Raw genomic sequence first — 18,180 nt, forward strand, 5'->3', positions numbered from 1 at the left:
GGCGGTGAACATCGAGCAGACCGTGCTCGTGCAGCTCGTCGTCAGCCCCGACGCGAACGAAGCCACGCTGCGTGAGCGCATCGAAGGGCCGGGCAAGGTTACGAGCGAATCCGTGCAGGTCGCCAACATGATGCAGGCGCGGCTTACGGGCGAAGGCTTCCGCATCGTCGCGCAGACGCCCGAACGCCAACTGGTGTCGTCCGGCGTCACCGAGTGGGCCTGGGAGATCACACCGCAGGCGCCCGGGCATCACACGCTCAATCTCTCGCTGGACGCGCTGGTGTCGCTGGACGGCCAGACCGTGCCGCGCACGCTGCGCACCTTCCGCAAACCGATCGACGTCGATGTCACCACGCGCCAGCGCGTGACATCGTTCCTCGACGCCAACGGCAAGTGGGTCTGGACCACGCTGCTCGTGCCCGCTTTCGGCTGGTTCGCGAAGAAGCGCAAGGATGCGAAGGCCGCGAAGGACGAGCTCGCCAAGAACGATTCGGCGAAGAGTGACGACGCGAAGAGCTGAGCGTCGTCGCCAGTCGCTGTCCAAAACGCATCGCGCGTCGACATGATCGACGATGCTCGCCTCGACGACGCGCATCCGGACAACCTCCGCCTCGACGCCTATAGCCCCGCGCTATAGCAGCGATCGGAACATTCGATTTTCGTAATCGGTCGTCCAGGCCTACGTTAGGCCGGCGACGACGCGGATATAGCATCGTTCACTGCATCCTGCGGCGCTATCCATCGCGACTTCGACGTCCCGATGCGTTCGCGCACGACAAGCAGGTCGCCTACGAATCCCGCATTCACGCAGGTCGCAACAGTCGATGCATGCAACGCCCAAGGAGAGCCGTCGAATGAACGCCGAATCGAAGTGTCCGGTCGCCCACCATCCCAAACAGACGCGCAACAACGCGCACTGGTGGCCCGACCAGTTGAATCTCGGCGTCCTGCATCAGCACTCGGCCTTGTCCGATCCGATGGTCGAAGGCTTCGATTACAAGGCCGAGTTCCAGAAGCTCGACTTCGATGCGGTGATGCGCGACCTGCATGCGCTGATGACCGATTCGCAGGAGTGGTGGCCCGCCGACTACGGGCATTACGGCCCGTTCTTCATCCGCATGGCCTGGCATGCCGCAGGCACGTATCGCATCTTCGACGGTCGCGGCGGTGCACGCTCGGGCGAGCAGCGTTTCGCGCCGCTCAATTCCTGGCCCGACAACGGCAATCTCGACAAGGCGCGCCGCCTGCTGTGGCCGATCAAGCAGAAGTACGGCAAGCGCCTGTCGTGGGCCGACCTGATGATCCTCGCCGGCAACGTCGCGCTGGAATCGATGGGCTGCAAGACGTTCGGTTTCGGCGGCGGGCGCGAGGACATCTGGGAACCGCAGCCGATCGACTGGGGCCCGGAGTCCACGTGGCTGGGCGACGAGCGCTACAGCGGGGAACGCGAACTCGCAAACCCGCTTGCTGCGGTGCAGATGGGCCTGATCTACGTGAATCCGGAAGGCCCGAACGGCAAACCCGACCCCATTGGTTCCGCGCGCGACATCCGCGACACGTTCGGCCGCATGGCGATGAACGACGAGGAGACGGTCGCGCTCGTCGCGGGCGGTCACACGTTCGGCAAATGCCACGGCGCAGGTCCCGCGCATCACGTCGGCGCCGAACCGGAAGGCTCGAACATCGAGGAACTCGGCTTGGGCTGGAAGAGTTCGTACGAAAGCGGCATCGGTGCGCATGCGATCACGAGCGGCCTCGAAGGCGCGTGGACCGCGACGCCGACACGCTGGGACATGAGCTACTTCGAGACGCTGTTCGGCAACGAATGGGAACTCACCACCAGCCCCGCCGGCGCACAGCAGTGGAAGCCCAAGGGCGATGCGAACCGCAACGTGCCTGATGCGCACATCCCCGGCAAGGTGCACCAGCCGATGATGACCACCGCCGACCTCGCCCTGCGTTTCGATCCGGTCTACGAAAAGATCTCGCGCGACTTCATGGCGAACCCCGACAGGTTCGCCGATGCATTCGCACGGGCGTGGTTCAAGCTCACGCATCGCGACATGGGCCCGAAGGTGCGCTACCTCGGCCCGCTGGTGCCGCAGGAAGACCTGATCTGGCAGGACCCGCTGCCACCTATCGACCATGCCCTGATGGACGATGCCGACATCGCGTCGCTCAAGCAGCGTCTGCTCGACTCGGGTCTCGCGATCCAGCAACTGGTCAAGACGGCATGGGCATCGGCATCGACGTTCCGCGGCACGGATCTTCGCGGCGGTGCGAACGGCGCACGCATCCGACTCGCGCCGCAGAACAACTGGGAAGCGAACGAACCCGCCGAACTCGCGCAGGTGCTGTCGACGCTGGAGGCGATCCAGCGCGACTTCAATGCATCGCAATCCGTCGGCAAGAAGGTGTCGCTGGCAGATCTCATCGTGCTCGGCGGTTGCGCGGCTGTCGAAGCTGCAGCGCGCAAAGCGGGACACGACATCACCGTGCCGTTCACGCCGGGCCGCGTCGATGCATCGCTCGATCAGACCGATGTCGACTCGTTCGAAGTGCTGGAACCCGCGGCCGACGGCTTCCGCAACTACACGCGCGCCGGCAACGAAGCCGCAGCCGCGACGGCACTCATCGATCGCGCCGCATTGCTCACGCTCACTGCACCCGAGATGACGGTGCTCGTCGGTGGCCTGCGCGCGCTCGATGCCAACACCGGCCACGCGCCGCACGGCGTATTCACCGCGCGGCCCGGCACGTTGACGCCGGATTTCTTCGTCAACCTTCTCGACATGCGCACCGCGTGGCAGAAGTCCGAATCCAACCCGGGCGTGTTCGAAGGCCGCGACCGCAAGACCGGCGAACTGCGCTGGACGGCGACGCTGGTCGACCTGATCTTCGGCTCCAACTCGCAGCTGCGCGCGCTCTCCGAGGTGTACGCGGCCAGCGATGGCGAAGCCGACTTCGTGCACGACTTCATCGCCGCTTGGACGAAGGTGATGGAGCTGGACCGCTTCGACCTACGTTACCGGCAGGCGGCGTAATTGGCTGCAACGAACACGACGGCATGGACGCGCCGTCGTGTTCACCGCGGTATCGTCGCGATGCGGCGGCCCCGCGCGGAGCGATGCATGAGCGTCCTGCAGTCCCTCGGAATCGCACTGCCCGTCATCCAGGCGCCGATGGCGGGCGTGCAGGACGAAGCGCTCGCGATCGCCGCGTCGTCAGCCGGTGCGCTGGGCTCCATGCCCTGCGCACTTCTCGGTCGCGAGCAGCTCGAACGTGCGCTCGATCGCTTCGCGTCGCTCGAAGCCCCCATCAATCTCAACTTCTTCTGCCACGAGATGGCGGAACCGAACGCCACGCAACTGCAGCGCTGGCGTGATGTACTTGCGCCGTACTACCGCGAAGCCGGCATCGAGATGCCGCCGCCGAGCAACGCGGGCGCGCGACGACCGATCGATGCCGACACCGTCGCACTACTCGAACGCTATCGGCCGCGCGTGGTCAGCTTCCACTTCGGCCTGCCGGCGCCCGAACTGCTGGCGCGCGTCAAGGCGTGGGGCGCGCTCGTGCTGGCCTCGGCCACAACACTCGACGAAGGCCGCTGGCTCGAACGCAACGGTGCGGACGTCGTGATCGCGCAGGGCATCGAAGCCGGCGGGCATCGCGGGCATTTCCTGTCGGACGACCTCGCGCTACAGCCGTCAACGCTCGATCTCGTCGCATCGCTGTCGTCGAATCTTTCGCTGCCTGTCATCGCGGCCGGTGGGATTGCCGACGGCGGCGACGTGCAGCGTGCGCTCGCCGCCGGCGCGATCGCCGTGCAGGTCGGCACGGCGTATCTCGCCTGCGCGGAAGCGACGACCACGTCGGTGCATCGCGCGGCGCTGAAGGATGTGGAACGCGAAACCGCGATCACCAACCTCTTCAGCGGTCGGCCCGCACGCGGGCTGGTCAATCGCCTGATGCGCGATCTGGGCCCGCTGTCCGATCTTGCGCCGACGTTTCCGTGGGCATCGCAGGCACTCGCGCCGTTGCGCGCGCACGCGGAAGCATCCGGGCGCGACGACTTCACGCCGTTGTGGTCGGGCATGAAGCGCGGCAGGTTCGACGGAATGAGTGCGGCGGACGTGACGCGCGCGCTGGCAGGCGTCGGCTAGAACGAAGCGCGATTGTTCGACGCGCAGTCGAACGAACGTCGTCGAACGCAACTCAGTTCGAAGCGCGCACGCCGTCTTCCATCGACTTCAGCAGTCGAATCAGCAGCGGAATCGCCACCGGCTTTACCAGATGGTGGTCAAAGCCCGCAGCCAGCGCGCGTTCGCGATCGGTCGTCTGGCCCCAGCCCGTGAGTGCGACCAGCGGAATCGTCGCGCCTTTCGAACGCAGCATCGCGGCGACGTCGTAACCGGTGACCTGCGGCATGCCGATGTCGACGATGGCGACGTCGGGACGGAAGCGGTCATAGGCCTCCACGCCGCTGGTGCCGTTGTCTTCCACCTGTACCTCGGCACCGGCCATGCCCAGCGTCTGCGCGAGGCTGTTGCCGACGTCGACGTTGTCGTCGACGACCAGCACGCGCAACGAAAGCTGCGGCAGCGACACCTCGACCGTCGCCGTTTCGGTCATGTCGGCGCCTTGGATGCACGGAAGTGTCAGCGTAAACGTGCTTCCGGTGCCCGGGCCGTCGCTGATCGCGTCTAGCGAACCGCCGTGCAGCGTCGCCAACCGCCGTGCCAGCGCAAGCCCGATGCCGAGCCCGCCCTGGTGCGTCGCCTTGACGCGATCGCCGCGCGTGAACATCTCGAACAGGTGCGGAATTTCCGACAGCTCCATGCCGATGCCGGTGTCGCGGATCGACACCATGACGTTGCCGGGTGCCACGGACGCCAGCACTGCGATCTGTCCATCGGGATCGGAATACTTCGCGGCGTTGTTCAACAGGTTTGCGACGATCTGCGCGATGCGCACGCGATCGCCCTGCAGCCAGACGGGTTCGTTCGGAAGTTCGATAGACAACTCGTGACGTCCGGCATCGATCACCGGCCGCGCCGCCTCGACTGCACTCTCGATCACCGATTCGAGCGTGAACGTCTCCATGTGCAGCGGCACGTTGCCGCGCGTGATGCGCGACACCTCCATCAGGTCATCGACGAGGCGAACCAAGTGATTCACCTGTCGCTCCATCATCGAATGCACGCGCGCCTGCGGCCCGGTCGCGTCGGACATGCGCCGCAGGATTTCGACGCCGTTGCGCAGCGGCGCGAGCGGGTTGCGCAGTTCATGCGAAAGCGTCGCGAGGAATGCGTCCTTCGCGCGATCGGCGTCGCTCAGGCGGTCCGCGTGGTCGCGAACGATCTGCTCGGCGGCCTTGCGCTCGGTGACGTCGCGCGTGGTGCCGGCGACGGCCACCACGTCGCCCGACGGGTCGAGCACCGGCGCGAAGATGTAGTCGTAGATACGCCGGCCATTCGTTCCGGTAAACGGAATCTCACCGCGTATCGGCGCCTTCGTTTCGATTACCTGCGCGAGCTCGCGATCGTGCATGTCCGCATGCCACTGCTCGTAGCCGAGCTCCATCCACGTTTTGCCGCGCACGTCGTCCACGCCCCAGACTTTCAGAAGCGCCTCGTTCGCATAGAGCGCGCGGTGGTCGGTATCGAAGATGTAGACGAAGTCGGGCGTGTTGTTGAGCGCGGTCTCGTACAGGCGCGCCTGGCGCTCCGCATCGAACGCGACACGCTCGCGCTCCTGCTCGGCCAGCACCTGCGTGGTGACGTCGCGGAAGTAGACGGAGATGCCTTCGGGCGCCGGATAAGCCGTCACCTCGTACCAGCTGTCCATGCCGGGATAGAACGCGGTGAACGAACTCTTGCGACGCTCCTCCATCGTGCGCCGGTAGTGCTCGCCGAACGCGCTCTCTTCGGTGCCCGGGAAATGCTCCCAGATCATCTTTCCGCGCAGCGAGCCCGGCTCGTGCCTGAGGATGCGGTAGGCCTCCGGATTGACGTAGTTGAAGCGCCATTGCCGGTCGAGCGTGAACACGCCTTCCGTCATCGCATCGAGGATGGCCGTCGAACCGTGGCGGGCCTCGGTCGCTGCATCTTCCGAGTGATGGAGGATGTAGGCGACATTGCCGTCGTCATCGAAGATCGGCGTGTTGAACGCCGACCAGTAGCGCTCTTCGAATCGGCCGGCTTCATGATTGAAGACGTCGAAGCGTTGCTCGTGACGAGCGGCGAAACGCGTTGTGATCACGTTGTCGAACGACGCGGCCAGCCGCGCGACGCTGCCCGGCGCTTCGGGGGCTTCCGGGAACACATCGAAAAGCGGCCGTCCGATGACGTCGTTGGCGTCCGTCGCGAACCCTGCGAGCTGGCGGCTCACCGCGGCGATCGGATAACCCGGCACCGCGCGCAGCAACGCGTAGTTGCCCGGAAGGCACTCGATCACGCGCATTACGTCACGTGAATTCATGTCGAGCGCCGAGCCGTGGGAGCGTGGAGTTTACGTCAGGGGTACGCAGCGCCGCGTGGACAGCGGCGCTGTTCGGGGTCGGTCGGGGCGCGCGCGGTTGTCGAAAAACGTCCCGCGAAGGAGCGGCCCGACCGCGCCGTCAATCGATCAGGACAGCGCCTCGAGACGCTTGACAGCCTCGCGCTTGCCCAAGCCGCGCACCGCGGCGAGCGCAGCCTGCTGGCCGTCGCGCGGCACCGTCTTGCCGGCTTCCCAGTTGTAGACCGACTGGCCGCTCGCGCCGACCAGGCGGCCGAAGTCCGCAGCCGACAGCCCGAGCCGAGCCCGCAGTGATTTCAGGCCCTTTGCGACGAAACGCGTACGCACGCCGCCCTCGTCGTCCGCCGGTGCCGCCGCCCGCGTCGTCTTCGACGAAGCCTTGAGCTGGCGCTGCAGCTGCGCCACCTGGCGCTTGAGCTCCGCGATTTCCCGGCGGTAGCCCGCATTCGACTTGCGCAGCGGATCGACCGCGGTCTTGATCTCCTTGCGGGCCAGACGCGTGATCTCGGTCTTCAGGACGGTATTGAGGTTGGGCATGGGGGCAGCCTTCGGAATAAGTGCCGTCACTCTATACACCTAAGGCGACTTCGTTCAGCCGTACCGGTTCTTCACGAAGTGGTCCTATCGAAGTTCGACAGCGCATCGAGCCGAGCTTGCTATCCGGTCCTATTCGTCACGCGCCGCTTTCAGCATCGCAGCACCGCCGAGGCGACCCTTCCGGACCCGCCTCGGCTGCAATGCGGGCGCCACTCGTGCCCGATGACGCGCTTACGTCCTCAATACGACTTCTGGAAGTTCAGCTGGATGCCGTTGTCGCGATCGCCCGACGTTCCAAACATGCCGCGATAGTCGAGGCGGATGGAGAAGTCATTGCGCAGCACCCACGTGGCGCCGGCGCCGATGAGGTAGCGCGTGCGGTCGAAGCCGACGACGGTCGCGGTATACAGCGCGCCGGACGGCAGGTCGGCGTAGTGCATCGACGCGTCCCCATCGTCCTGGAAGTCGTGCTGGTATTCGACACGGAACTCCGGCGCGAATGCACCCCACGACGTGGTGCGGCGCGTGCCGAAGCGAATGCCGAGATCGCCGGTGGTGCCATCGACCGACTGCTCGTTGTAGGCGAGTGCGTACAGAGCATCGCCGTGTTCGGTGTACGCATCGAGCGTCGCGCGGGTGATGTCGACACGCGCGTACGGCGTGACCAGCCAGCCGCCGTGCAACAGGTCGGCACCCGCCGATATGGAACCGAACCACTGGCTACCGTCGCGCGAGCCTTCGACCGTGCCGCCGTTCACCGTGACATGTCGACGCGTGTCGAACGACAGTCGCTCGTAACCGACGAGACCGTCGATGAAGAGCGCGCCGCCCGGATGGAAGCTCGCGTAGGCAGCCAGCGCGTAGGACTCGCCCTTCGTGCGCGTGTCGAAACTGCCGATGTCGGTGGCATCGCGGCCGTAGCCGACGCCTCCACCGATCGCGAACGTATCGGTGACGCGGTAGTCTGCACCGGCACTGACGCCGTCGGTTTCGAAGTCGAGCGACGACGAGCCCGAATGCCCGCCGGTACTACCCGAGCGCAATGCACCGCCGATCCAGAGGCCGCCAGCAGACGACGTTTCCTTCGCGGTCGGACCGTTCGATGCCGCCACATCTGCATCGCCGGCGTCGGCCGCGCCGATGCCGGGGCGTTCGATGCGTGTATCGATGCAGGCATTCGTCGAATGCGGATTGTCGCTGCAGTGTGCGCTGTCGCTAAAGCTCAGCGAATTGTGCGAACTGCCTTCGCGACCGCCACCGTGCAGGCTTTCCAGACGCGACTGGAAGTTGTTGATCTGCGCATCGGCAAAGCGGTGTGTCGCCTGTGCCTGCGCATGGACGAGGCCACGCACTTGCGCGTCACGCGACGGATCCGCACGCGGAGCGACGGCGAACGCATACGCACGCGTCGCGGTGAAGCCGAGCGCGTCGGTCGCGGTGACGGTGAACGCAAATGCGCCATCCGCGGTCGGCGTGCCCGACAGCCCACCGTTCGACGCGACCGAAAGACCGGTCGGCAGCGTGCCCGCGCTGATGGTGAAGCGATACGGCGCTGTGCCGCCGCTCGCGCTCAATGCCTGCGAGTAGGCCGTGTTCGCGACTCCGGCAGGCAAGGTGGCCGGCGTGATCGCGATGGATGGCGCGGACAGCGTCAGCGTGTAAGCGATGACGGTCGATGCCGGCGTGCCTGCGGTGCTGTCGGTCGCGCGGATCGAGATCGGGAACGCGCCTGCGACGGTCGGGGTGCCGGACAGCACGCCGGTGTCTGCATTGAGCGTCAGTCCGGCGGGCAACGTGCCGGATGCCAGCGCGTAGTGGTACGGCGCGATGCCACCGCTTGCGACGAACGTCTGCGTGTAGGCCGTCTCCGCGGTACCGGCGGGCACGGTGGCAGGCGTCATCGTCAGCGTGGGCGCCGCGATCGACAGCGTGTAGTGCGCACTCGTCGCGCCAGGCGTGCCGGTCGTGGCATCGGCGACGTCGACGTCGAACGCGAACGAACCGGACTGCGTCGGCGTGCCCGACAGCGTACGTGTGGCCGCATCGAACGTGATGCCGGTCGGCAGTGTGCCGGTCAGCGTCGTCGTATACGGCGCGATGCCGCCGGTCACGGTGAACGCCTGCGAATACGGCGAGCCCGCGGTGCCAGACGTGACGGTCGTCGGCGACAGCGCGAGCGTCGGCGCCGCGATGTCGAACGCATAGGACTGCGTACCCGACTGCCCGTGTGCATCCGACGCGCGGACGGTGAACGCGAAGTGGCCGGAAGCTGTCGGCGTGCCGGATACCAGGCCGTTGGGCGCGAGCGTCACGCCGGCGGGCAGGTTTCCGGCGACGACGTCATAGGTGTACGGCGCGACGCCACCGGTCGACGACAGCGACTGCGAGTACGCCACGGTCGATGCGCCGTTCGGCAGCGTCGATGGCGTCAGCGAGATCGATGGCGCGACGACCTGCAGCGTGTATGTCTGCGACGCGGTGAACGGCGCGCCGGCGCCGGTGGAGCCGGTGTCGGTCGCGGTGATCGTAATGCCGTAGCTGCCCGGCACGGTCGGCGTGCCCGACAGGACGGCGCCGTTGAACGACATGCCGGCCGGCAGCGCACCCGTGACTGCGTAGGTGTACGGGCCGACACCGCCGGAAGCGGCGAGTGCCTGCGTGTAAGCAGTGCCGTAGGGCGCAGTGAGCGAGCCGCTGGCCGGCGACAGCGCAAGCACGGGCGCGGCGACCGTAATTACGAAGGTCTGGCCGGCGGCGTACGGACCATTGCCGGTGCTGCTGTCGGTGGCCTGCACGGCGACGTTGAAGGTACCCACCTGCGTCGGCGTGCCGGATACGGTCACGCTGTTCGTGGCGTTCGATGCGATCGAGACGCCCGCGGGGAGGCCGGTCACCTGGTACGCGTGGTACGGGGCGTTCCCGCCCGACCACGTAAACGTCTGCGTATATGCCGCACCGACGGTCGCGTTGAGGCTGCCGGACGGCGTGACGGTGACGGTCGCATCACTGACCGTGATCGTGACGATCGCGGGCGCGGTCGTCGTCAGGCCGTCATTCGCCGTGTACGTGAAGCTGTCGGCACCCGCGTAACCGGTTGCGGGCTGGTAGGTGATCGTCGTGCCGCTCGCAATGGCCGTGCCGTGCGACGGCGCCGTGCCGATCGCGATGGACGTCGCCGTGCCGAGGATGTCGAGCGTGATCGGCGTGGCACCTGCCGCGTACGGCACCGTTGCGCTAACCGGCCCTGCAGCGAGCGGCGGCTTCGGCGTAACGGCATTGGACGGCGCCGACGCAGCGCCCGCACCTGCGGTGTTCGTCGCGGTAACGGTGAACGTGTATGCGGTGCCGTTGACGAGACCCGACACGACGATCGGGCTCGACGCACCCGATGCGGTAAACCCACCAGGTGCCGACGTCACCGTGTAACCGGTGACCGCCGCGCCGCCGGTGTTCGACGGGGCCGTGAACGAGACCGTTGCCTGCGCATCGCCCGCGACCGCGCTCGCCGAGGTCGGCGCGCCAGGAACGACGGCATTGACGGTGAAGCTGCGACTGACGCGAGACGCGGGCAGATACGCGGCATCGCCCGTCTGGTCGGCGTCGATCGTGCACGTGCCGGCGGCAACGAACGTCAGCGTGCCCGACGACGTGATCGAGCACACCGCGGGCGTCGACGAATCGAACGACACCGGCAGGCCAGATGTCGACGTGGCGGTCAGCGTCGGCGAGGTGCCGTACGACTGCGCGCCCGGATTCGCGAACGTGATGACCTGCGGTCCTGCCGGGGTAACGCTATTGGATTGCGACGACGCTGCGCCTGCGCCCGCCGAATTCGTCGCGGTAACTACGAACGCGTACGCGACACCGTTGGTGAGGCCGTTGATCGTGATCGGCGACGTGCCACCGGTCGCGGTGATTCCGCCGGGCATCGACGTCACAGTGTAGCTCGTGACCGCGGCTCCACCCGTCGAGGCGGGTGCGACGAACGAGACGATCGCCTGCGCGTCGCCTGCGGTTGCAGTGCCGATCGTCGGCGCACCCGGCGCGACGGCTGCGACGGTGAAGCTGCGCGACACGGTCGCCGCGGCATTCGTCGCGCTGTCGCCCGACTGATCCGCATCGATGCTGCAGGTGCCAGCCGATACGAACGTCAGCGCGCCACCCGAGGTGACGGTGCAAACGCCGATCGTGGTCGAGCTGAAGGTTACGGTCAGACCCGAGGTCGACGTGGCCGTCAGCGTCGGCGTGGTGCCGAAGTTCTGCGCGCCCGGATGCGCGAACGTGATCGTCTGCGGCGCTGTCGGCGTAACGCTATTGGACAAGCCCGACGCGGCGCTCGTACCCATGATGTTCGTCGCGGTAACCGAGAACCGGTACGCGACACCGTTGGTCAGGCCGGTAACCGTGATCGGACCGCCGGTGCCGGTCGCGGTCAGCGCGCCCGGGGTCGACGTCACGGTGTAGCTGTCGACGGGGTAGCCGCCGTCAAAATCCGGCGGGTCGAACGCCACCGTGGCCTGTGTGTTGCCGGGCGTAGCAGTGCGAATGATCGGTGCGTCGGGCTGGCGCGGTGCAGCGAACGAGACGACCAGCGTGTTGGTCGCGCCACTGCGCGCGGCACCGCTCGGGCGCGTTGCGCGCCAGCGCCCGATCGCCGAGATGCTGCCGATCGCGACGTCCATCGCCTGCGTCGTGTACGTGAACGTGCAGTTCTTGGTTGTGCCCAGCGCCGCCGGCATACCGGGGCAGCTGAGCGCGGACATCCCCGCGGGGCCGCCGCTGGTAAATGTCAGCGAGTCGATATCGGTGTTACCGGTGGAGAGCTGCACGTTGAACGTGAGCACCTGGCCTTCGCGCGCGAAGGTCGCCGGCCTCGAGCCGGTAATCGTCACCGTCGTGGCGTTCTGCGCTGCCACTGGAGTCGCGACGAGAGCTGTCAGCGCCAGCAGGGCTGCGCCGGCGAACCGTCGAATACGGGTCCGGAGACCAGCGGACGAATTTTCCGCGGACGATCGAACGCCCACGCCGAACGGGCGCGGGTTCGCGCTCTGCTGCCACATGTGACTTCCCCCTGACGATCCGCGGCGCAGGTCACCCCAAACGTGTGACGGGCTGCGCGGCGAAGCGCGTATGAGATCACATTTCGTTCACGGAGGCTCGTGTTGGCGCCCGGGGCGACTCGGGCGGTCAAGGCGCTATCGCGCAGGACACGCCGAACCCGGGGTTTCCGGCGATCGCGTACTGGGCTAGAAAACTGTTCCGCGAAACGCTGTTCGGAAAGGTTTATGCGTCGACGATCCTAACCATAGCCGCACGTCCGCGGTGTTCCCTACGCTTTGGCTCGCGTCGCAACACTCGTGCGAAACGGAATGACGATAACTAGCTCGCTCCCCATTGCATCACGTGCGACATGCGCTACGTCGACGCTGCGCACTTAAATGCTCGTCAGCCCAATCAGCGAAGCCGCGAAGCGGTCACGCGGGCAATGAGACCACTACGTCGAGGTCGCGCGCGCAGCTAGCAATGGCCCACCAGCAATCACATATAGCTCGCAAGCCATTGATCTAAAACGTACACGATCAATCAATGAAGCACATCTGACTCTCAATCTGACTCACATTCGAAAAGTCAGCCGTAGTGTCCAAATCTGACGCCACTGCCCGAGTCCGAGTCGCTTGAGCAGTCGGCCATCAGGCCGACTGCACCTCGTGCCGGTACGGAGATTAGCCGGCGCATGGGCGAAGCTTTCCAGACCGTCGTGGCGCCAGAGCGCGATGCGGGCTGCGGGCCTTCGCCGGCCTCTTCGCACTCGTGCCACGCCCGGCCAGCAGGGCGGCGTGGTCAATGCACGCTTGCACGTAGCCCAACTCTCCATCGAACCGGGAGATGGCGTCATGCCTGATCGGCGAAGCCCACAGCGCTTGCCTGGCACCGGTGGCGATGTAGGCGATATCCAGTGCATCAATGGCCACGGACGCGCCGGCTCACGCCACCAGCTTTGTCACTTCGTTCCATGCCCGCTGCTTGAGCTGGGCCCCTTGGCCAAACCACGCCGCGTCGCGGCGGTGGTCGTCGCTGCGGGCCCGCCGGTGGTGGTCGACGTACTCGCTAACGCTGTTGAGCAACCCCCAGGCCGTTCCCCGGCTTGATGCCATGAGGGCTCCGCGGCCACCACCTTCGTACAGGGATCGGGCGTTCGCCAGCGCCTGTTCGTTGACGATGGGTTGCTCGCCTTCGGGGCCGGCATAGGTGAGTACCCGACGCAGCAGGCCTTCGGCCGAGTCGTGATCGACTGGTTGCTCGCAAAGCGCCTTCATCCGGGCCACGAAGCCGTCCCACGACGACACGGTGATGCCCAGTTGGCGCTTCACCACATCGGGGTCGAACTGGCTGCGGTGGGGCACCTTGATGGCACCGCTGGCATCTCCCAACGCGATCTGCAGGGTGTTGTTGCAGACGACACGCAGCGAGGTGAACTGCGCGGTGGTCGCCAGCGTGCCATCGCACGCGGTGGCCAGCAGCAAGTACCCGTCCACCTTGTCACGTCCCCTGAGTGTCGTGCTCTGCCCGGTACGTGCCAACGCCCAGAACTTTCGGCCCGCCCGTAGCACGCCCGCGGTTTCCAGCTCGAAACCGTTGCAGGCCGTCAGATCCCGATAGAACTCGAGAATCTCGCGCGGTTGGACCACCTGGAAGCGCTTGCTGACCACGGCCAGCGGCGCCTTTGTGTCTGACCGGTACAGGACCTTCTGTTCCGGAAACGCGTTGATAACCCCGACGTCGTTGCTGCCAGTGATGTAACGGACTTCGGACTCCTCGATCTGCCAGTCCATGCCCGCCTGCTGCTTCCAAGCATCGATGGGCTGCTGCGGGGCGAGCTTGTTGCCCAGACCGTGCCAGGGGCGTTCCCCCGTATAGGCCATCGTTTCAACCAGGTGCATGTCGATCTCCTCGAGTTGCCGCATAAACGCAGAAGGCCCGCCGATGAGGGCGGGCCTTCTATTGCCAGTAGACTGGCTTACGGCAGACGCATGTTTCGCTTGGTCAGAAGACCCACCAGAACAACGGTGGCCCACGTCAGCAGCTGGACAATCGTCTCCCTTGTGTCATTGCGCATAGCTCTGACCTTGCCGTGAGCGCTTGGGACGTAGCGCTCGGACGTTAAGCGAAGAACTCCTCCGCTTCAGGTCTGTGTTAAGGGTTTGAAAGATTTTTGAATCTCGGCGATGCCTTTTAGTGGTCCGCGAGAAGCAAAGATTGGTCGCGTTCGGAATGGATCTTCAGGACGGAAGCGGCGAGTCTTTGTCACCACCGGCTTAGTGTGCGTGCGCCGATCGCATTGCGCCGTTGTTCCAGCTGAAGCTAACCAGCGCGATGGCGATGACCAGACGAGGTCCGCTTACGACCCAAAGCGGACGTCGCCTTGCCGTTACCGGGTCGCGACCTCCCCACGGCCCTCCTGTCGGCATGGGGCAGGTTCGAAGCGCGAAGCTCCGTCGCCATTCTGGCTTGAGCGCACCGAGGAAGCGCTCGCTGTCATCCAGGGCAGCTGCGGCCACCACTTGCTCAGCTGAGTGGCAGTTGCTGGCTCGATCGACTTACCAGGCGGTGGGATGACCACATTCACGCCGTGACATGCGGCGGCCGCGAGCGTGCGCTCGGCGGGCTCAGTCCATGAGTGATGTGCGAGCCGGATCAGTCCCCAGTGAATAGGCATCATGGTCTTGGCGCCTACGGCCTTGGCGAGTTCGACAGCCTGTTCCGGTCCCAGATGGACATCCGCCCACCCCGGGTTGTACTGGCCAGAGTCTGTAAGCACGAGGTCGAACGGACCTAAACGCCGCCCGATCTCGATCATCTCGGGCATGTATGACGTGTCGCCCGTGTAGTACACGCGGCTCCGCGACCCCACAAGGGCGTAGCCCGCCCAGAGCGCATCGTTGCCCTGGAACTCGACGCGACCGCTGTAGTGACCCGCGGGCGTGGCATGGATGCGCACACCGCGCACCACTGTCGACTCCCACCAGTCGAGTTCAGTAATGCGGTTGGCCGGTACGCCCCAGTCCTCGAGGTGCGCACCGACTCCAAGGGGCACGACGAATCGCACGCCATCGCGATTCAAGGCGCGGATCGTCCCGGCGTCCAGATGGTCGTAGTGGTCGTGCGAGACCACGACGGCGTCGATCCTCGGAAGGTCCGCCAATGCAATGGGAGGCGGATACCAGCGCTTGGGGCCGATGAACTGCAGTGGGCTGGCTCGCTCGCTCCAGAACGGATCCGTCAGCACGTTGACCCCGTCGACCTGCACGAGCGTGCTCGAGTGTCCGAACCATGTGACCCGCAGTCCCGAAACGGGTGACGTGCGCAGGACGGCAGGGTCCGTCCGGACGACTGGCACTGCCGGGGGTGGCGTGGCCGTCTCTGCCGCCTTGGACGGGTTGGACTCCGGCGACCACGAATCACGTCCCGAGTAGAAGGAGTCGCCGTCCCACTGGGATGATTGCTTGACCCGCTCAAGCCGAGCGCCTTCCGGGGTTCGACCAAGAGATGGTCGCGCCACGAGGTAGAGAACGCCCACTACGACGGCCAGTGCGGCGATCACTGCAAGGACGACGAGCAAGAGACGCATTAGCCACCCACGCTTCTTTCTGGGCGGGTGAATCGGGCTGGCATTCATGCGCATGGGGCTCTCGTCATTGAAAGGGGACTCGACGACGTCACAGTTCGAGATCGGTGATGCCACATCTGGCTGCAGGTGCGGTGGGGATAGGCAGGTCGCCTGCAGGCTTATGCCCGGACGTGGCTTGCCCGGTGCCGGTCCGCGTCGACATCTTGCGGTACCGGCAGTCGCGCAGCGATGCGCGAGGTCAGAACCGCCAGGCCTGAGGCGACGATGAGTAGGACCGAACTGGCCGCGAACGTCGCTTGATAGCCGAGCTGGTCGTACAGGAGCCCACCGACGCCAGCGCCGAGTCCGATGGCGAGCTGCACCACGGCGACCATCAGGCCGCCACCGGCTTCGGCGTCCCGCGGCAGGGTCCAGGCGAGCCACGTCCACCAGCCCACGGGCGCGGCGGTACCGACGAGCCCCTAATGCCCAAGAGGACGGCGGTAGAGCCCAGCGAAGTAGCAGCGAATGGCAGCGCGATGGCGATCGCTGCCATGACAAGCGGGATGGTGATCAGGATCCGGTAGAGACCGTTCTTGAGGAACGAGCCGATCAGGATCGTCCCGACGAACCCCGCGATGCCGATGACCAGTAGTAAGAAGGAGAGCGTTCCTGCTCCTACGCCTGCTGCCGTCTCCAGGAATGGGCGGAGATAGGTGAAGAGCGTGAACTGCCCCATGAAAAAGAGGCTGACGGCGGCCATGCCTAGCGCCACACGCCGTTCGCGTAGGAGCCCGAAAACACTGACCGGCTTCGCGCGGGCTTCGGGCTTCATCTTGGGAAGGCTCCTCACCTGCCAGACGAGTGCGATGGCGGCGACGGGAACGATCGTGAAAAACGCCCAGCGCCAGCCCACGACAGAAGCCAACAGGCTCCCGAGCGGTGCTGCCAGCACCGTAGCCAGTGCATTGCCTCCGTTGACCACGGCCAAAGCGCGCGGAACGTCGTCCTTTGAAACCAGCTGCATCGCTGTCGACGCCGACATCGACCAGAACCCGCCGATGGCGACGCCGATCAGCGCGCGCCCCACCATGAAGGAGAAGTAGTTCGGGGCGAATGCGGCCACGCTTCCCGACAGGATCATCAGCAAGGTCAGCGCGGCGAGGAGGACCTTGCGGTCCAATCGGCCAGCGAGCGCAGAGATCGAAAGGCTCGTCAGAAGCGCGAACACCCCCGAGACGGTGATCGCCTGGCCGGCTTGGCCCTCAGTGACCTGGAGCTCGTTAGCGACGGGCGTCAGCAGGCTGACCGGCATGAACTCCGAGGCCACTAGGGCAAAGGCCCCCAGCGCCAAGGAAAAAACTCCACCCCAGCCAGGTACGAGTGAAGAAGAGGGGGACGGAGCCTGTTGAGTCGTCATTTTCTTTCCAACCAGGACCAGCGCGACGCGCCGAAAAAAGAAGGGCCCTGCGAACAGGGCCCCTTTCGGACAGCCTGTCGACTCTTTACTTCAGGTTCGTCCGGTAGAACTGGGTGAGCTTGGCGAACGGGATCGCACCGACGCGGTCATAGAGGTCGACGTGATTTGCACCTGGAACAATGACGAGTTCCTTCTGCTGGCCAGCACGTCGGAACGCCTCTTCGCTGAACTCACGGGAGTGTGCGACTTCGCCAGCAATGAAGAGCATCGGGCGCGGAGCGATGGTCTCGATGTCGTTGAACGGGTAGAAGTTCATGAACTTCACCTCTTGTGCGAGCGTGCGGTTCTGGCTCTGCTCCGGCGGAATGCCTGCGGGCACCGCCTCGCCGCGCGGCGTGCGATAGAAGTCGTGGAACTCCCGCGTGATCGGATCGGCGTCGGCCGGGAGCTGCTTCGGCAGGTAGTTGCGCCAGATCGGCTTGCCGCTGGTGAACTCCTGGTAACGCTGCTCCGCGGCCTGCGCCAGCATCTGCTTGCGCTGCTCCAGCGTCTGCGACTTGCCCAGACCATCGCGGGTGACCGCGCCCATGTCGTACATGCTCACCGTGGCGATCGCCTGCAGACGGGGGTCAACCTTGGCAGCGCTGATCACGAAGCTGCCGCTGCCACAGATCCCGAGGCCACCGATCCGGCCACGGTCGACGTACTCGCGCGTGCCGAGGTAGTCGACTGCGGCGCTGAAGGCTTCGGAGTACAGATCCGGCGCCACGGCATTGCGCGCCTTGCCTTCGCTTTCGCCCCAGAACGGCAGGTCGATTGCCAGCGTCACAAAGCCCTGCTCGGCGAGCTTGGTGGCATAGAGGTTGGACGACTGCTCCTTGACGGCGCCCATCGGGTGACCGACCACGATCGCGGCGTGCTTCTTGGTACGGTCGAGGTTCTTGGGTACGAACAGGTTGCCGACGACGTCCATGCCGTACTGGTTCTTGAAGGTCACCTTCTGCAGGGAGACCTGCTCGCTGGTGTAGAAATTGTTGGCTCCGTTGGACATGTCGGCTCCGTGGGCGATAAGCGGGCTGAGGGCGAGGCCGAGGGC

The 18,180-nt window shown here is 65.7% G+C and carries 11 protein-coding genes; 3 read left to right on the plus strand and 8 right to left on the minus strand.

Annotated elements, in window-relative coordinates; genetic code table 11:
- Nucleotides 1-4: 4 nt before the first annotated feature.
- From ACVWWW_RS14910 to ACVWWW_RS14920, 3 genes are all read left to right on the plus strand, one after another.
- Nucleotides 5-520, plus strand: a complete 516-nt coding sequence (locus ACVWWW_RS14910; RefSeq protein WP_081671903.1) for a hypothetical protein — start codon at nt 5-7, stop codon at nt 518-520.
- 334 nt (nt 521-854) lie between these two features.
- A complete protein-coding gene (gene katG, locus ACVWWW_RS14915) occupies nt 855-3,044 on the plus strand; it encodes a catalase/peroxidase HPI (protein WP_027081716.1) in 2,190 nt (729 codons plus the stop codon).
- An 87-nt stretch (nt 3,045-3,131) separates the two neighbouring features.
- Nucleotides 3,132-4,163 carry a nitronate monooxygenase gene (locus tag ACVWWW_RS14920; RefSeq protein ID WP_027081715.1) on the plus strand — a complete coding sequence of 344 codons (1,032 nt, stop codon included), beginning with the start codon at nt 3,132-3,134 and terminating at the stop codon, nt 4,161-4,163.
- Nucleotides 4,164-4,215: 52 nt separating this feature from the next.
- Here ACVWWW_RS14920 and ACVWWW_RS14925 read toward each other — a convergent pair whose 3' ends face one another.
- The 8 genes from ACVWWW_RS14925 to ACVWWW_RS14960 all read right to left on the minus strand — a co-directional run bounded on the left by ACVWWW_RS14925 (nt 4,216) and on the right by ACVWWW_RS14960 (nt 18,135).
- The gene (locus ACVWWW_RS14925) at nt 4,216-6,480 is read right to left on the minus strand and encodes a PAS domain-containing protein (RefSeq protein ID WP_081671902.1); all 2,265 of its coding nucleotides are present in this window, start codon (nt 6,478-6,480) and stop codon (nt 4,216-4,218) included.
- Between the two features lie 147 nt (nt 6,481-6,627).
- Nucleotides 6,628-7,056: a helix-turn-helix domain-containing protein gene (locus ACVWWW_RS14930; protein ID WP_027081714.1), complete on the minus strand. Its 429-nt coding sequence runs from the start codon at nt 7,054-7,056 to the stop codon at nt 6,628-6,630.
- 239 nt (nt 7,057-7,295) lie between these two features.
- Nucleotides 7,296-11,972 (minus strand): autotransporter domain-containing protein, encoded by a 4,677-nt coding sequence (locus ACVWWW_RS14935; RefSeq protein ID WP_196804301.1) that lies wholly within the window; start codon nt 11,970-11,972, stop codon nt 7,296-7,298.
- A 1,068-nt stretch (nt 11,973-13,040) separates the two neighbouring features.
- A complete protein-coding gene (locus tag ACVWWW_RS14940; RefSeq protein WP_027081712.1) occupies nt 13,041-13,997 on the minus strand; it encodes a DUF932 domain-containing protein in 957 nt (318 codons plus the stop codon).
- Nucleotides 13,998-14,485: 488 nt separating this feature from the next.
- A complete protein-coding gene (locus ACVWWW_RS14945; RefSeq protein ID WP_196804300.1) occupies nt 14,486-15,739 on the minus strand; it encodes an MBL fold metallo-hydrolase in 1,254 nt (417 codons plus the stop codon).
- A gap of 104 nt (nt 15,740-15,843) precedes the next feature.
- Nucleotides 15,844-16,059: a hypothetical protein gene (locus ACVWWW_RS14950; protein ID WP_456998728.1), complete on the minus strand. Its 216-nt coding sequence runs from the start codon at nt 16,057-16,059 to the stop codon at nt 15,844-15,846.
- Nucleotides 16,059-16,979, minus strand: a complete 921-nt coding sequence (locus ACVWWW_RS14955; protein ID WP_456998729.1) for an MFS transporter — start codon at nt 16,977-16,979, stop codon at nt 16,059-16,061. Before ACVWWW_RS14955 ends, ACVWWW_RS14950 begins: the two co-directional genes overlap by 1 nt.
- A 190-nt stretch (nt 16,980-17,169) precedes the next feature.
- Entirely contained in the window at nt 17,170-18,135 is a 966-nt protein-coding gene (locus tag ACVWWW_RS14960) for an alpha/beta hydrolase (protein ID WP_456998730.1), read from the minus strand.
- Nucleotides 18,136-18,180: the final 45 nt, after the last annotated feature.

The organism is Lysobacter sp. HA18 (assembly GCF_054057595.1).